Consider the following 16,110-nt stretch of genomic DNA (forward strand, 5'->3'; position numbering starts at 1 on the left):
AGTCATCACTATCTTGGCTCGTGTACTTGGCTTTCCCATTGATATCTCCCACAATGTTTTCTTTGATAGTGAGAAGATAATCGATAACCCTAATTACGCAACATAATTAATAGAACGATCTACTAGTGAATCGTCAAGGTACGAATGTCGCTTGTCTACTGGACCGTTAAACTCGAATATGGCAGATAATCTACCAAACGGTTCAAAAGCTTTATTCATCCTCTGGTTTATCGATACTTGAACCTGATATCATCGGGTTATCATCGAGTGAACACAGGATGATAACGGCTTGATATCAGCTTCAACACTGCATAGAACAAAGGGAAAGAGGAGAATGATCCAAAGGCTCCCTTCGGTCGTTATGGCAAGTCGTAGATTGCCACCTCATGCTTGACATGATACTAGATAGAAAAGCGGAAACAAAGGGAAAAGGCTTGCCCAATTTGCAGGCTTATTAAAAATGGATTTCATAAGAAAAATCAAAATGAAAAGGAGCTAATCATGGCTTTTAATCTAAGAAACAGACACTTCCTTACCCTTATGGACTTCAGTCCTAAAGAGGTAAAATACTTATTGGATCTAGCTATGGATCTGAAGAAAGCTAAATACACCGGAACCGAAGTGCAACGCATGAAAGGAAAGAATATAGCTTTGATCTTTGAAAAAGACAGCACGCGAACCAGATGTGCCTTTGAAGTCGCAGCCCTGGATCAAGGCGCTCATGTTACCTATTTGGGTCCTACCGGCAGTCAAATGGGAAAGAAAGAATCCATTGCCGACACAGCCCGTGTGTTGGGAAGAATGTATGATGGAATCGAGTATCGCGGATACGGTCAGGAGATCGTGGAAGAATTGGCCAAGTACTCTGGTGTTCCGGTTTGGAACGGTCTAACCGACCAAGATCATCCCACCCAAGTGCTTGCAGATTTTCTAACAGCTATGGAGCATCTGAACAAAGCTTTGAACGAGATGGTGTTTGTTTACGCAGGGGACGGTCGGAATAACGTGGCCAATGCACTGATGATAGGCGCATCGAAGACAGGGATGGATTTCAGAATTGCAAGCCCGAAATCATTGTTTCCCGAAAAAGCTCTACTGAACAAGTGTAAAGAAGCTGCAAAAGAAAGCGGAGCAAAGATTACCATTACAGATGATATCGCTAAAGCCGTGAAAGGTGCAGATGTGATCTATACAGACGTTTGGGTTTCGATGGGTGAACCGGATAGTGTATGGGAAAAGCGCATTAAACTACTGAAACCGTATCAGGTAAATGCAGATATGATGAAGAAAACAGGCAATGCTAATACTCTGTTTATGCACTGTCTTCCTGCTTTCCACGATCTGAACACTAGGGTTGGCAAGGAAATCCATGCCAAGTTTGGACTTACTGCAATGGAAGTAACCGATGATGTTTTTGAAGGGCCAAACTCAGTGGTCTTTGACGAAGCTGAAAATCGTCTGCACACTATCAAAGCAGTGATGGTAGCAACTTTGGGCCAATAAAATATTATAAATATCGTGTGAGGACCTCCCCAAAGGAGGTCTTTTGTTTGCCCAGAATGCTTTCTGCGCCGATGGACTGAAAGAAGTCCTGACGCCTTACCAGCGGGAAGTCAACATGAGATCAAGGGCGCTCTTGGCAACGGCAGGGTCTGAAGTAAGAAGCAGTGGGAATATGGAACATAGCGCAAGCGAACTGAAGTTGGTCGGTAGAGTGGGTAACCTTGCCAAAAGTGGGAAAGCCCTAAAGAAAGACTTACTCCCATTCTGCCTGAGAGGGTGGGGACAATACTTCCGTGTGGCAAACTGCGCAAGCTTGTTTAGTGATCTCATGGAATGGATACGGAGGCGATTGCGGATGAAGAAGATGCGGGAATGGAAGAGCTGGAAAGCCTTCCACAAACAATTACGCAGGAATGGCTTCAAAGGCGAATGTCCGAAGATATCTATGACGAGATGGAGAAACTCTGCCTGTTTCCATATGAGTTTTGCTCTTCCCAACAAGTGGTTCAAAGAGATGAAGTTATTTAATTTAACAAGTATCAAGATCGGTGTTTTATTTAGCTACGTTGAGTAATTACAAGGATTATCAGGAGCCGTGTACGAGACCCGTACACACGGTTCTGTGAGAGGGATGATGCTGGACTTGATCATCCAGCATCACCCTACTCGATTACACATAATTGCAGCTTTGGAATACTGCTTGCTTGTTATTCAATAGAGAGAAAAACAAATGAATTGAGAAGGTAGTATTATTATGAAATCTCTATTGTTGACAATTGCTATGTCGATGCTGACAGTGTTCATGGCAGCAGGAATTACCCAACACTATCAAATGAATACTCCAGTTATACAAGAAGGAGCCTTGGGCACCATTGTAAAACTAGATGGAGCAAAGAATATTGGGAAACCGGGAGAACCCGATTTACCGTATTTTGGCTTCAGTCTTTTGCTTCCAGAAGCCAATGAAGCTATTTCCATAACAGTTCGCAGAGATGGTCCGGTAATCTATTCTCTGAAAGATATCGTAGCTCCAGTGCAGAGACAATATCCATTTTCTCATACCATCATTGAGAAAACAGACAAACCAAATCCCCAAATATACAACTCTGATGATGTGTATCCCCAAAATCCTGAGAGAGGCTTTGGAACTGAATTTATGAATGGTCATCCCATAGCATTTGGATCTTTTTCACCTTTTGAGTACTACCCTCAACAAAATGAACTTGTTTTTTATAAAAGTGCTGTGGTAGAGATTGAGTATCAGCCCAGCACCAGAGCTCGGGAAGCCACCAGATTGCTGAAGAAAGATGCTTTCGTCTCTCAACGTCTGATGCAGTGCGTGGATAACCATTATGCAGTGCCATCATATCGTTCCGACCGAACTGTTGGTATTGAGTACTTGATGATAGTGGATGAAGCCAAGGTAAGCAATTGGGAACCTCTGGAAAATTTATATACAAACCAGGGGCTTTCAGTGTATATGAAACCAATATCCGAGATCGCTGCTTCACAAGCTGGCAGTGATTTGCAGGAAAAGATAAGGAATTATATCATCAGTGTGTATGAAAGTAACCCCTTACGTTTTGTACTATTGGGTGGAGACACGGATTTGATCCCACATCGGGGGTTTATCGTAGATATGGGTACTGGTAGTGAAAGAGATAGCGATATCCCTGCAGATATGTATTATTCTAGTCTGGACGGAAATTGGAATACCGATAATGACCAATACTGGGGTGAAGTGATGGAAGCTGACCTGGCTCCGGAATTGGCCATCGGCAGGATATGCTATAACAACGATATTGAGATTGCAAATCAAATTAATAAAATCACATTGTACCAAATCCTCCCGGTTGAAGAACAGGTAACCAGCGCCGCATTTGTGGGAGAATGGCTATGGGACGGTCCTACCTGGGGTGGAGACTATATGGATGAGATGATTGGGGGATCCAGCTCACATGGCTACACCACAGTAGGAGTACCAACAAGCTGGGATATCAGTACCTTGTACGATAGAACTTATGGCTATTCCGATGCATGGGGTAGCACTGAGATAAAACCGTTTTTGTCAGAAGGTGCAACTTTGGTTAATCATCTGGGGCATTCAAATACTACCTACAACATGAGGCTCTCAAACAACCTTGTATCCGATACTGAAATTACAAATAACGGTCAGACCGAGAACTACTCAATCTACTTCACTCAAGGTTGTTATGCCGGAAGCTTTGACAACCGAGAGACCACAGCTGGTCAATATACTGCGGATTGTATCAGTGAGAAGTTCACATCGATAGCTACTGCAGCAGCAGGTATGATCTCTCATTCTCGCTATGGCTGGGGTATGCAAGGTTCCACAGATGGAGCGAGTCAATACTTCCATCGAGAATACATAGATGCCATTTTCGGAGAAAACATCCACAATTTGGGCTATACTCTGGTGGATTCCAAGATCGATAACATACCATTCATATACGACAATTTGGTAATGTATTGGGTTACCTATGAAACCAATCTGTTTGGCTGTCCAGTTACCCGCGTTTGGAGCGACAGTCCCCAAACAATGAGTGTAAACTTGCCCGTTTCCTGGATGGTGGGTTTGAATTCATACCAAATTGTGACCAATGCCCCAAACTCATTTATCAGAATAAAGCATGGCGAAGAAGTTGTTTATGAAGGTGAATCCAGTGAATTTGGTGTATTTAACATAGTTTTGGAAGAAAACCTTGTACCAGGTAACTATCAGATCTACATTACAGCACCAAACTTTTATCCATATGACTATACTGTATATGTTACTGCTAACAATATGCCTTATATCGTATGCTGGAACGTAAGCAATTCCGATGAAGACGGTCTGATCCATACCGGAGATATATTGGGCATCTCAGCCACGATCAAAAATATGGGTTTGATAGATCAACAAAATCCTGGCGTGATTACCCTCAACAGCCCCTCATCAAATATTGAGATATTACAGGGGACATATGCATTCGAAAGCATTAGTGCCGGTGATAGCTTGATAGTAGATGATGCTTTCCAGATCCGTGTGATGGGCTCTTTTGCGGACAATTCTCAAGCTACCCTGGTATTCAATGCAAGCTTCGATGGTTATGAAACAGAATCATTTCACAACTTACGTCTTGCTGCCCCTGTACTTAGCCTTGGCAGTTATAGTGTAACCGGAAGCAATTTGTATGTAATGCCCGGAGATACCGCATCTATCAGCTTTACACTAAACAACACTGGTACCGGAAATGCTCTTACACCATTTATATTAGTGTTTACGGAAGACCCACAATTGACTACAGACGTTTTTGAACTGGTTCTTGATCCGGTGCCCGGAGGCGGGACTACATCGTATAATCAGGTGTTTGATGTACATGTGGCTGATACTGCTGAAATCGGATCATCACTATCTCTGAGCTATGTTATTGCAGCTGAAAATGGCAACGCAATTGATGGAAGGTTCCAAGTGAGCATTGGTTTGATAAACTACGGTTTTGAGGCAGATCAACAAAACTGGGAATCGGTTCAGCTTCAACAGGGCTTTACAAATCAATGGCATCGCAGTTCACAACGAAATAACACTCCAGATGGTTCCTGGTCTATGAAATTTGGAAACCAGGATTTGTCGAGTTATACTTCATCAGGATATGGTGCACTAATATCTCCGGAACTGGCAGTAAACCCCGGGAGTGTATTGAAATTTTGGCACTGGATGGATGCCGAGGATCATGACGATTATCCCAGCCAAGCTTGGGATGGAGGTTTGGTGGAAATGTCTCTCAATGGTGGTGGCTGGAGTTCTATAGAGCCTGTAGGTGGCTATCCGAAAACGATTTATAACAATCCAGCTTCTCCTTTTGATTCTGGAACTCCTGTCTATTCCGGATCTTTTAGCTGGGAGGAAGCAATTTTTGAACTGGGTAACATCACCGGAGTTGCTCAATTCAGATTTGTCTTTGGCAGCGATGGATACGTGGCAGGTGAAGGTTGGTACATAGACGACGTTAGAGTGGAATCTACCAGTGATTCCGATGAAGCCATTGCTGCACCTGTTCAGATAAGCCTGAAGCAAAACTACCCCAACCCCTTCAATCCCAACACCAATATCAGTTTCTATACACCAAAATCTGCTAAAGTCCGCTTGAGTATTTACAACCTGAAGGGGCAACTGGTCACAGATTTGGTAAATAGTGAAGTACCTGCCGGGGAAAATGTGTTTACCTGGGATGGCCGCGATAAAAATGGTCATCCTGTGGCAAGTGGTATCTATAGTTATAGACTTAAGTGTGAGAGTATAACCCAGACCAAGAAAATGATCCTAATGAAATGAAGAAATACCTTGTTCTAACCGGTGCCGGAATCAGTGCTGAATCCGGCATCCGGACTTTTAGAGATTCCGGGGGATTGTGGGAAGATCATCGCGTGGAAGATGTGGCTAGTCCCCAAGGATTTCAGAAGAATCCCAAGCTCGTGTGGGGATTCTATAAGGAACGATATGGAGACAGCATCAATGTAGATCCAAATCCGGCTCATCTTGCCTTGAAAAGGATGGAAGATGCCTTGGGGGATAACTTCCATCTGATTACACAAAATGTAGACGGATTACACACTAAAGCCGGTAACAAGAGAATCTACGAGATGCACGGAAGCTTGAAGAGTTGTTTCTGCGTATCTTGCCGTAGTAGATATCAGTTGGATGAGATTGATCTGGATATGGATGTGCCCCTTTGTCCGAAGTGTAGTGGATTTCTGAGACCTGATATTGTTTGGTTTGGGGAAATCCCTTATTATCTGTATGAGATCGAAGGTAAACTGAAGAATTGCGATGTGTTTATCGTGGTAGGAACCAGCGGCACTGTGTTTCCTGCTGCAGGCTTTGTGATGACAGCAAAGTACTTTGGTGCGCATACCATAGCCGTTAATTTGGATAAACCTGATAATTTCAATTTTATCGATGAGTTCTTTCAGGGTAAATCTGGGGATTTGATTCCGCCATTGGTGGAGAAAGTGATAGGTAGTTTATAATGGAAGACACCCTGTTCTTTGGTCCGGATTTCCTTAGCGAAGATGCAGAGGAGCAAAAAAAGAGTTTAAAGGAAGGCGAGCTTCGTGAAGTAGCGGTTCTATTTGCCGATATCAAAGGCTTCACCAATATATCAAATCTATTTGAACCGGAAGTGATTCACGGTAAGATGGACGAGATCATGAAGATTTTTAGCCGTTGTATTACCTTCTATGGTGGCTTTGTGGATAAGTATATGGGCGACGGCATTATGGCTTTGTTTGGTGCCAAAAAAGCATCGGAACAGGACACCCAAAGGTGTGTACTTGCCGCTATCAAGATGCAGGAGCAATTGAGACTCTACAACAAGCTTTTGAACAGAGAAGCAGGCTTCGAAAGCGTGGAATTGGGCTTGCGCATCGGTATAAATACTGGCATGGTATCCGTGGGGAAAGTAGGTCAATCCCGGGAAGGTGATTTCACAGTATATGGGCCTCAAGTGAACCTGGCCAGCAGGATGGAAAGCAACGCTCCCGTCAATCGAATCATGATGCCAAAGCGAACTATGCTTATGGTGGAAAATATATTCGAGTTTGAAAGTCACGGCCCTGTAGAGGTAAAGGGGATGGATGAAGCCATAGATTGCTGGCTGGTGCTAGGGCAAAAGTCGGAAAGCTTCAAATCCACCACTACAGAATTTATCGGTCGTGAAGAAGAGATGATGATATTGGAGACTGCATTCCAGGAATCCCAAAAAGGCATACGCATTGTAGGATTGAAGGGTGATGCAGGGATCGGTAAAAGCAGATTGTTGGATGAATTCTGCGCCAGAAAACAGGATACGTTGATATTAAAGGGATATTGCTCGCCCATTAGCCCCAGTCCTTTCAATCTTTTTACCCGTATGTTCGAGAACTATTTCCAGATCAAGCATAACATCGCAGCTCTGCAAAAAAAAGAATTACTTACATCCGGATTAAAAGATTTGGCAACAAATGCAGAGAATCCAGCAGATATTTTGGACTGTCTGCCATTAATAGCTCTGCTGATGGAGATTAGGATCCCAGATCCACGCATAGAACAAAAGGGAAAAGACCTTTTGAATCATATTTTACAGGCGATCGAGATTCTTATGCTTGCTATGATCAATCAAGCAAGGGCACAAGGTAAAAGGATCATCATTATCATGGATGACATTCATTTGATTGATGATGCGAGTGCACAAGCTGTTGATTTTATCTTGGACAGGTTTCATATAGATGAACCCCCAATCCTGATTCTGGCTTTATATAGGCTGGATTACTCTATTCTCAAGTCGATTACCGGTCATCCGTCCTTCTCGGAGATGGAGTTAAAAGCTTTTGATCGGGAAAAGATAACTCAGCTTTTAGTAACTTATGCTGGCAGTAAAAAGCTTAGCGATGAAACACTGCAGCTGGTGATCGATCTTTCTGCTGGGAATCCTTTTTATCTGGAAGAGTGGTGCAATTACATCGGGAATCTGCCAAAAACTGATATGGACGAATATCCTGTACCCGGAAATCTTCATGCTCTTATTCTTTCACGTTTGGATAACCTTCCCCCAAACATGCGTTTAATCCTGCACAAAGCAGCAGTAATTGGAAATGAATTCTTTGTTGAGATTTTGCGTGAGGTTGAATCCATGCTCCGTGATTCTGTGAATGTGGAGAGCACTCTGGGGCAGTTGGAAGAACACTCGTTGATCATGAAGCTATTGGGCTTTGACTTCTCCACATACTTCTTCAAACACATAACCACCAGAGAAGTGGCATATCAAACTCTATTGCATCAGAATAGAAAGATGCTGCATGAATTGACCGCAACAGCCATAGAGAACGTATTTTCCAGCAATCTGGACGACTTTGTATTTACTTTGGCAGATCACTATGTAAAAGCAGAGATTTTCCCAAAGGCTATTCCGTATCTGAAGCAGGGAATTGATAAGGCAGCAAAAGTTTACGACAATTCCCTAGCCCTGAAACTGGGATGCCAGCTCCTGGAGTATTCAGAAGATGATCAAGAGAAATGCGAATTAATGGTGAGAATGGCCGATATCCTCTGGATGACGGGGAAATGGGCGGATGCAACGGAATATATAGAATCTGCTACCAAACTGGCAGTTCCCCAAAGCTCTCTGATGTGCGAAATATATCGATTTAACGGTATAGCTGCTTTCTACAGCGGGGATTTTGATACTGCTCTGAAACAGTTTCAGGCTGGCTACGAAGTTGCTACTCAAATAGATGATAAACTGCAGATCTGCGTTGCACAAAGTAACTTGGGAATATGGTATCAACATCATGAGAACTACCCTGAAGCTCTGGATTATCACTTTCGGAGCCTGGAGCTTGCCCGCGAAATGGGGGAGATACAACGGGAAGCCAAAACTCACTCAAATCTGGGTTTAATTTTCCTGGAACAAGGAGAGGGGGACAAGGCATATACAGCTTTCGAAAACAGTTTGAAGTTAAGCCGGGAAAGTATGTTTCTGAAGGATGAATCCATAGCCTTGGGCAATCTCGGCTGGACTTGCCTGAATATGGACAGATTGGATGAGGCATCAGATTGGCTGAATCAAAAGCTGGATTTGGCTACCAAAATGAATGACAAACTGGAAATTATTCAAGCTCTGGGAAACCTGGGAAATGTATATTATGAAATGCATGATTATGCATCGGCGCTGTCATTCTATGAACGCAGTCTGGCACTAAAAGAGCAATTAGGTAACAAGCAAGAAATCGAGCGGAGCAGGAAAGCTGTTGAAATCTGCAAGCAAAAGATTGCTGGACAAGTTTAAGAGCCACTTTTCTGTAATAGATTCGAGCCCACAATGAGTATCAATCCCAGTACTGTGGCGATATGAATCTGCTCCTTCAATACCCCGGATATTATGAACATCGAGAGAAAGGGGCTTAGAAAGATCAAATTTGAGATACGGGCTGTGTTCTCTGCTAATTGCAATGCTTTCAACCATAGAATGAAGGTAAGCCCCATTTCAAATATACCTACCCATAAAGACAGCAATATGGCAGGACACAATATAAAATCAGATCTAAAGACACCTATCTTGCCAATTATCACATGAAGTAAGACAAACATAGTACCTGCCAGAAAATTGTAGAATAGCTTAATGGAGTTACTTCGCGCGTCTTTTAGGCTAATAATCCAATACAAAGCCCATATTATCGAAGAACCCAAAGCCAAAGCAGTTCCCAAAGGATCATCGAAGCTCAGGGATAATAGTTTTCCTTTGGTGGAAATGAGCAAGACACCAACAAAGCTGATTAGCAGTGTATACAAATCCTTCCATCTGAAACGTTCTCCTAACAGCAGAACTGATAGAAGAGGAAGTACCAATGCCCAAGTGTAGTTCAGAGATTGCGCTTCCTGTGCCCTTAAACGTGAATATGCTGTAAATAGAACTATATAATACAAATATGGGTTCAATAATCCCGCTGGGAATGAACGCATGATGTTCTTGCTAAAACTGCGGAAACAATCCCGTTTGGTAACAGCATTATATGAAGCTAGAAACAACGTAGCAACTATGGAGGACAGCAATAATAATCCTACCGGATTCAAGTGCTTCAATCCCAGTTTGAAAGCTGTGGACACACTACTCCATGCGAGGATGGCAAATGCCGCATATATATAGCTGAGCTTTTGTTTCTTCATGGCACAAAAAAAGGGGTGACTGGGTCACCCCTTGCATAAGCTTTAGCTTGTTATCCTTTCAAAGACTGCAGTATTCTGGTAAAAGTCTCCTGTAGAGAGGTATTCTGAGTCTTAGCAGCACCCAGAATGATGAACTGAACTGCATCCTCGCTGGTGTTGTCCCATTGATACCATTTTTGAGCATAATCAATCATATCTTGATACTTCTCCAGATCATTGAGTAGCATACAAAGTTGAGCATAGTCTTCTTGATTTGATCTAAGGTTGATGAGCTGTTTCAAGTATGTAGCTGTAAGCTCTTTGTTGCCAGCGCGATAAGCGATATCCTTGGCATTTTGGATAATGTCAACGTCGCCGGGTTGCAGGTCAAGTGCAGCCTGTATGGTCTCAAGGGCTTTAGCGTATTGTTCCATCTCATAATAAGCATAGGAGAGATTCATGAGGTTGTCTGTGTTGGCTGGAGCATTTACTCTGGCTTTCTCGAAGTACTTTGTGGCTTCGGTCCAGTTCTTCATGTTGAAGTAGAAAGCACCGGTTTCCAGGATGTAGTCCTGGTTGTTTGGATCCTGCTGGATCAGACTCAAGAGAATCTCTTCAGCTTTTGCATCATCCTTTAGCTCTTTTTGATAGATGTCTTTTAGGCGGATCATCGGTTCGTAACGATCCGGTCTGAGCTCGTGGGCGAGTACAAAAATTTCCATGGCTTCCTGTGTGTTTCCAGCAGTAATGGCTGCGTCACCAGCACGGTAAATCCTGGTCCAGGCACTATCACGACGGCGCGTCATATCTCTGATGTCCAGTTTCTCTTCGTTGCTGAGATTCTCGTATCCTTCATATATGGCAAGAGCTTTACTATAATTCTCAAAGGCTTCTTTATTGTATTGTACAGCTTGTAAGGGGAAGTTTTCACCTTTATGCAGGCTGATGTCCGCAATGCGGCGTAGGGATAGGGCATGATCGGGATGTGTCTGTAGAACTTTACGGTAGAATTCTTCTGCTTTTTCCACATTCTGCTGTGCGTAATATACACCTGCGGTTTTGGCATTCACATTTGCCTGAGGGCTCAGTTTTTGCCTGGCGCTGCTGCATGCGCCCAGACCTAATGCCAGAGCCAGCAAGACTATAATGAGTTTTCTCATAAGGAATCTCCTGTGCTATTCTTTTCTTTCAATAAAAAATGCATGGCAGAATAAGTCAAGCCCTTTTTATCGATCATATCGAACATAGATAACAGGACTATTTGTATATTCATGCACTACAACAAGATAATTGGAACACGTATCGAAAACGCTATTTTGTACTTGACGAATACAGCATGATCTCCAAAGTGACACAAATTATACCTTTAATCAACGCCAGTGAGCTTGAAAGGAGCAAAGATGAATCCTCAATTTGTAGGTCGTAGCGTTTACGACTTGGACGATTACTCACGTGAAGAGATTATGTATATTCTCGAAGCAGCAAAGGGCATGAAAGAAATCAATACCCGTGAGTACAAAAAGATACCGACACTGCGCGGTAAAACTATCTGCACACTCTTCGTAGAAAACAGCACCCGAACCCGTATGAGTTTTGAACTTGCGGCCAATCGTCTATCTGCCGATGTTGTGAGTTTTCAGGCCAGTGTATCCTCTCTTCAAAAGGGAGAGAGCCTACAAGATACAGTATATACTCTTAATGCAATGGGAATAGATCTCTACTGTATCCGCCACAGTTCACCTGGAAGTCCTCAGCTTGTGCACAAATACTCCCAAAAACCAGTGATTAACGGTGGGGATGGCCGGCATGCTCATCCCACTCAAGCTCTGCTGGATATATTCTCCATCTGGGAAAAGCTCGGAGACTTGAAGGGTTTGAACATTACTATTGTAGGAGACATTCTCCATAGCCGGGTTGTTCGATCAAACCTGATCGGAATGCGTAAACTGGGAGCAAGAGTAACAGTCTGCGGGCCAAAAACCCTGATGCCGGCAAATCTGGAAAGTGTATATGGTTGTAAAGTGGAATATGATCTGGGGCGAGCCCTCTATGGTGCTGATGTTGTAATGGGTCTCCGTATGCAATTGGAGCGTATGACCGAAGGCCTTTTTCCCAGTTTGGAAGAATATAGCAAGCATTATGTTCTCTCTAAAGAGACCTTGAAGTACGCTAAGGCAAACGCTTTGATTATGCACCCAGGCCCAATGAATCGCGGTGTAGAAATCTTACCCGAGATTGCAGACAGCAAACATAGTGTGATAGTGGAACAAGTATCAAACGGTGTTGCCGTCAGAATGGCGCTGATGTTCCTGATTTTGGGTGGCAAAGCCTAAGGCAGAAGGAGAAATAACGATGAAAACGCTTATAAAAAATGCTCGTGTGTACTTAGATGGAAAGCTCTTGAAAAGAGAGCTATTGATAGATGGAAAAAAGATCGCGTTAATCGCAGAAAAGATTTCGGACAAGGCCGACAAGACTATCGATGCTGCTGGAGCAGCAGTATTCCCTGGTTTTATAGACCTACATGCTCATTTGAGGGATCCCGGACAGACCTACAAGGAAGACATCGTTACTGGTACAAAAAGTGCGGCAAAAGGTGGTTTTACAGCAGTGTGTGCCATGCCAAACACAGTGCCGATAACAGACAATATTGCCTCAGTGGAATACATACAATTAAGAGCCAAGGAACACGGAAGCGCCAGAGTGTATGTGGTCGGAGCCCTTACCAAACAGAGCAAGGGTGAAGAAATAAGTGAAATGGCAACGATGAAATCCGGAGGTATTGTAGGAGTAAGTGATGACGGGAAATGTGTTCAGAACGCTCGTTTGATGCTTTCATGCCTGCGTTATGCAGCAAATTTCGACATCCCTGTGATCGTGCATCCGGAGGATTATGCTTTGGCTGGAAGTGGACAGATTCATTCCGGAAAGATTGCTACTCAAATGGGGCTTTCTGGAATTCCAGCTTTAGCGGAAGAAGTGATTGTTGCCCGCGATATCATGTTGGCTGAAAGCGCCGGTGCCCGTTTGCATATAGCCCATATCTCTACTGCCAGATCTTTGGAATTGGTGCGCAGTGCGAAAGAGCGTGGACTCCGAGTTACTTGTGAGGTTACTCCTCATCACCTGGTTCTCACAGAGGAAGCATGCGGGACATTTGATACAAATACTAAAATGAAGCCTCCCCTTAGAAGCGAAAATGACCGCTTGGCATGCATTGCCGCTTTAAAAGAAGGGCTTATCGATTGTATAGCAACAGATCATGCTCCTCATGCCGATTTCGAGAAAGAACGTGAGTTTGATCACGCGCCATTTGGTATCATCGGATTCGAAACAGCATTTGCAGTTTTGTATGAGAACTTGGTTATCCCCAAAAAGATCAGTCTTGCCACTCTGGTAGATAATCTTACTATTCACCCAGCCAGAGTACTAGGTCTTCCAGGGGGTGTATTAAAACAGGGTGCAGCAGCGGATCTGTGTATCATCGATCTGAAAGACTACACCACTTTTACTCGGGAAAATATCGTGTCCAAGAGTAAAAATACGCCCTGGTTGGATAAAACTCTTGCCACCAGAGTAAAGTATACCTTCATGAATGGGAAAATAAGCTATCAGGATATATAAATGTACAAACCACTATATCGACAACGAGCGATACAGCTTCGCGAAGAGTTATCTGACGGTTACTTCATTCTCTGGATATGGGATGAAGCTTTGGGTGCTGCAGGCAAACCAGGGCAATTCTACGAAATCAGGGCCCAGGCGAGCTTTGCAAGTGCTCAGACCGCTCACGCCATGCCAAAGCTATTTAAGCCGGTTAGTATATACGACAACCAAGGCGGACGTATTGGCTTCATGATCAAGAAGGTGGGACCCGGTACTAGTGCCCTTTCACGCTTGAGAGCCGGAGACACGCTTGAACTGATCGGACCCTGTGGAAATGGATTTCCACTGTATTCCGGAAGACGAATCCTGCTGTTAAGCGGGGGAATAGGGTATCCGCCTTTATGGTATTTACAAAAGCAGCTAATAAACAACAATCAGATCTATTGGATGCATGGTGGAGCCTCTCAGGGAGATGTGTTTCCCTGCGATGAAATCTGGACAGAAGATGGCTCCATAGGCCATAAAGGCAGAGTCTGCGACAACCTGCAAGAAATCATCATCAAATATGAGATTGATACCATGTATAGCTGCGGGCCTCAAGGTTTGCTGAAAGCTGCATCCGAAACAAGCTCTGAGATAAGGATCGAACATTATTGTTCACTGGAGGCATATATGGCCTGTGGTATCGGTGTATGTCACGGTTGTGTCGTTCCGATCGGCAGTAGTGAAGATTGGAGTTATCGTCGCGTATGTAAAGAAGGACCTGTATTCAATTCAGCGGAGGTAAGATGGGAACTGATCTAGAAAAAATGTGCACACAGCATCCGAATGCCATAGAACTGCTGAAAACAAGATTGGGCAGGTTGGAACTGAAAACTCCGGTTACGGTAGCCTCTGGTACTTTTGATCTGGAAAGCCTAGAGTTCTTTGATCCTGCCTGTTTAGGCGCATTCGTAAGTAAAACCATCACCAAAGAGCCAAAGAAAGGGAATCCACCACCCAGGCTATATGAAACGGAAGCTGGCCTTCTGAATTCTATCGGGCTGCAAAATCCAGGTTTGGAACTCTTCATCACAGAGAAGCTTCCACTGTATCGAGAAAACTTGAATATTCCTTTGATCGTTAGTTTTTCCGGCTCCAGCGTCACAGATTTCTGCTTGATGATGGAGGCATTGGAAGCATGCCCTGGTATAGCGGGATACGAGATCAATGTGTCTTGTCCCAATGTTGAAAACGAAGGTTTAGCTTTTGGTACAGATCCGGACATTGTATTTAATCTGGTTCAAAACTTGGCTCATCTCACTCAAAAAGAGCTATGCGTAAAACTGAGCCCCAATGTTAGTGATATTGCTGAGATAGCCCAAGCTGCTGAGTCTGCCGGTGCCAGTTCTCTGGCTTTGATAAACAGCTTGTGGGGGATGGCGATTGACTATCGAACCGGTCTTTCGCGCATCAAGAAGGGGATTGGCGGTTACACCGGAAATGGGATCAAACCCGTAGCACTGGCTCTTACCTATAAAGCAGCACAATCTGTTAGAATTCCCATATTGGCTATGGGTGGTATATACGATTGGCGTGATGCCTTGGAATTTATATGGGCGGGAGCCTCAGCTATTGCTTTGGGAACTGCAAACTTTGTTAATCCCTTGGCGGCTCCAGAGCTTATTATGGGCTTGGGCGAGTTTCTGCTTACGGAACACAAAGCACTAGAAGATATTGTGGGAAAGGTAAAGATCTAGTGTCATGTCAAGTATGAGGTGGCAATTTTTGTATGCCACAGCGGCCGACGAGAGTTTTTGAACTCGGATAATGTGGAGTTCATTTGGAACTTATGTATCTTATTGTATACCTATATGTTAAATGGTAAAATGGGATTTAATATCTGGAGTGGATTCTATGCTTTGCCCGATTCCAAACCACCCCTAACCTTATTTTATCAGAGATAGATAGCATAGGTGTCTTGTTACTCCAGTGTATTATTTGGGTTGAATCATCTCCTCTTCCCCTTTGTTCGATCCAGTGTTGAAGCTGATATCAAGCCGTTATCATCCTGTGTTCACTCGATGATCACCCGATAATATCAGGTTCAAGTATCGATAAACCAGAGGAGGAATAAAGCTTTTGAACCGTTTGGTAGATTATCAGGCAACTAATCTTTCCTATTAGCCCAAGTGATTGAGAGGCAGTAAAATAACTTAAAATACTTCTTAACAAAAACACCTCGTATATTATTGTTGCTTTATGCTTTAGGCAATGAATAACAACGAGGTGTTAAAGTGAATTATCTAAGAATAGCCCAAATCAGTCAAGTCAAAACT

General features: G+C 43.6%; 11 protein-coding genes. 9 read left to right on the forward strand and 2 right to left on the reverse strand.

The genetic code is table 11. The annotated features are described in order from the left end of the window. Positions 1 to 501: 501 nt before the first annotated feature. The 5 genes from argF to PHF32_07345 all read left to right on the forward strand — a co-directional run bounded on the left by argF (position 502) and on the right by PHF32_07345 (position 9,329). Complete coding sequence (gene argF, locus PHF32_07325; protein MDD4560528.1) at positions 502 to 1,503, forward strand: ornithine carbamoyltransferase; 1,002 nt, start codon at positions 502 to 504, stop codon at positions 1,501 to 1,503. Between the two features lie 115 nt (positions 1,504 to 1,618). Beyond that, on the forward strand, positions 1,619 to 2,077 hold the full coding sequence (locus PHF32_07330; protein ID MDD4560529.1) for a group II intron maturase-specific domain-containing protein: 459 nt from the start codon (positions 1,619 to 1,621) through the stop codon (positions 2,075 to 2,077). Between the two features lie 180 nt (positions 2,078 to 2,257). Beyond that, entirely contained in the window at positions 2,258 to 5,839 is a 3,582-nt protein-coding gene (locus tag PHF32_07335) for a C25 family cysteine peptidase (protein MDD4560530.1), read from the forward strand. Further along, entirely contained in the window at positions 5,836 to 6,534 is a 699-nt protein-coding gene (locus PHF32_07340) for an NAD-dependent deacylase (GenBank protein ID MDD4560531.1), read from the forward strand. Before PHF32_07335 ends, PHF32_07340 begins: the two co-directional genes overlap by 4 nt. Continuing rightward, positions 6,534 to 9,329 carry an adenylate/guanylate cyclase domain-containing protein gene (locus PHF32_07345; GenBank protein MDD4560532.1) on the forward strand — a complete coding sequence of 932 codons (2,796 nt, stop codon included), beginning with the start codon at positions 6,534 to 6,536 and terminating at the stop codon, positions 9,327 to 9,329. Before PHF32_07340 ends, PHF32_07345 begins: the two co-directional genes overlap by 1 nt. Here PHF32_07345 and PHF32_07350 read toward each other — a convergent pair. Further along, positions 9,326 to 10,207, reverse strand: a complete 882-nt coding sequence (locus tag PHF32_07350; GenBank protein ID MDD4560533.1) for a DMT family transporter — start codon at positions 10,205 to 10,207, stop codon at positions 9,326 to 9,328. The two genes, PHF32_07345 and PHF32_07350, sit on opposite strands and share 4 nt — an antisense overlap. 50 nt (positions 10,208 to 10,257) lie before the next feature. Then, entirely contained in the window at positions 10,258 to 11,346 is a 1,089-nt protein-coding gene (locus PHF32_07355; GenBank protein MDD4560534.1) for a tetratricopeptide repeat protein, read from the reverse strand. Positions 11,347 to 11,586: 240 nt separating this feature from the next. Between PHF32_07355 and PHF32_07360 the strand changes: the two genes are divergently transcribed. From PHF32_07360 to PHF32_07375, 4 genes are read left to right on the forward strand one after another with little or no spacing between them, the layout of a single operon-like run. Beyond that, positions 11,587 to 12,519, forward strand: coding sequence for an aspartate carbamoyltransferase catalytic subunit (locus PHF32_07360; GenBank protein MDD4560535.1), 933 nt, complete (start codon positions 11,587 to 11,589; stop codon positions 12,517 to 12,519). A gap of 19 nt (positions 12,520 to 12,538) precedes the next feature. Next, complete coding sequence (locus PHF32_07365) at positions 12,539 to 13,810, forward strand: dihydroorotase (GenBank protein MDD4560536.1); 1,272 nt, start codon at positions 12,539 to 12,541, stop codon at positions 13,808 to 13,810. Continuing rightward, on the forward strand, positions 13,811 to 14,596 hold the full coding sequence (locus tag PHF32_07370; protein MDD4560537.1) for a dihydroorotate dehydrogenase electron transfer subunit: 786 nt from the start codon (positions 13,811 to 13,813) through the stop codon (positions 14,594 to 14,596). Continuing rightward, on the forward strand, positions 14,581 to 15,531 hold the full coding sequence (locus PHF32_07375; GenBank protein MDD4560538.1) for a dihydroorotate dehydrogenase: 951 nt from the start codon (positions 14,581 to 14,583) through the stop codon (positions 15,529 to 15,531). Before PHF32_07370 ends, PHF32_07375 begins: the two co-directional genes overlap by 16 nt. Positions 15,532 to 16,110 lie beyond the last annotated feature (579 nt).

This window comes from Candidatus Cloacimonadota bacterium, from assembly GCA_028706475.1.
Lineage (GTDB): Bacteria > Cloacimonadota > Cloacimonadia > Cloacimonadales > Cloacimonadaceae > UBA5456.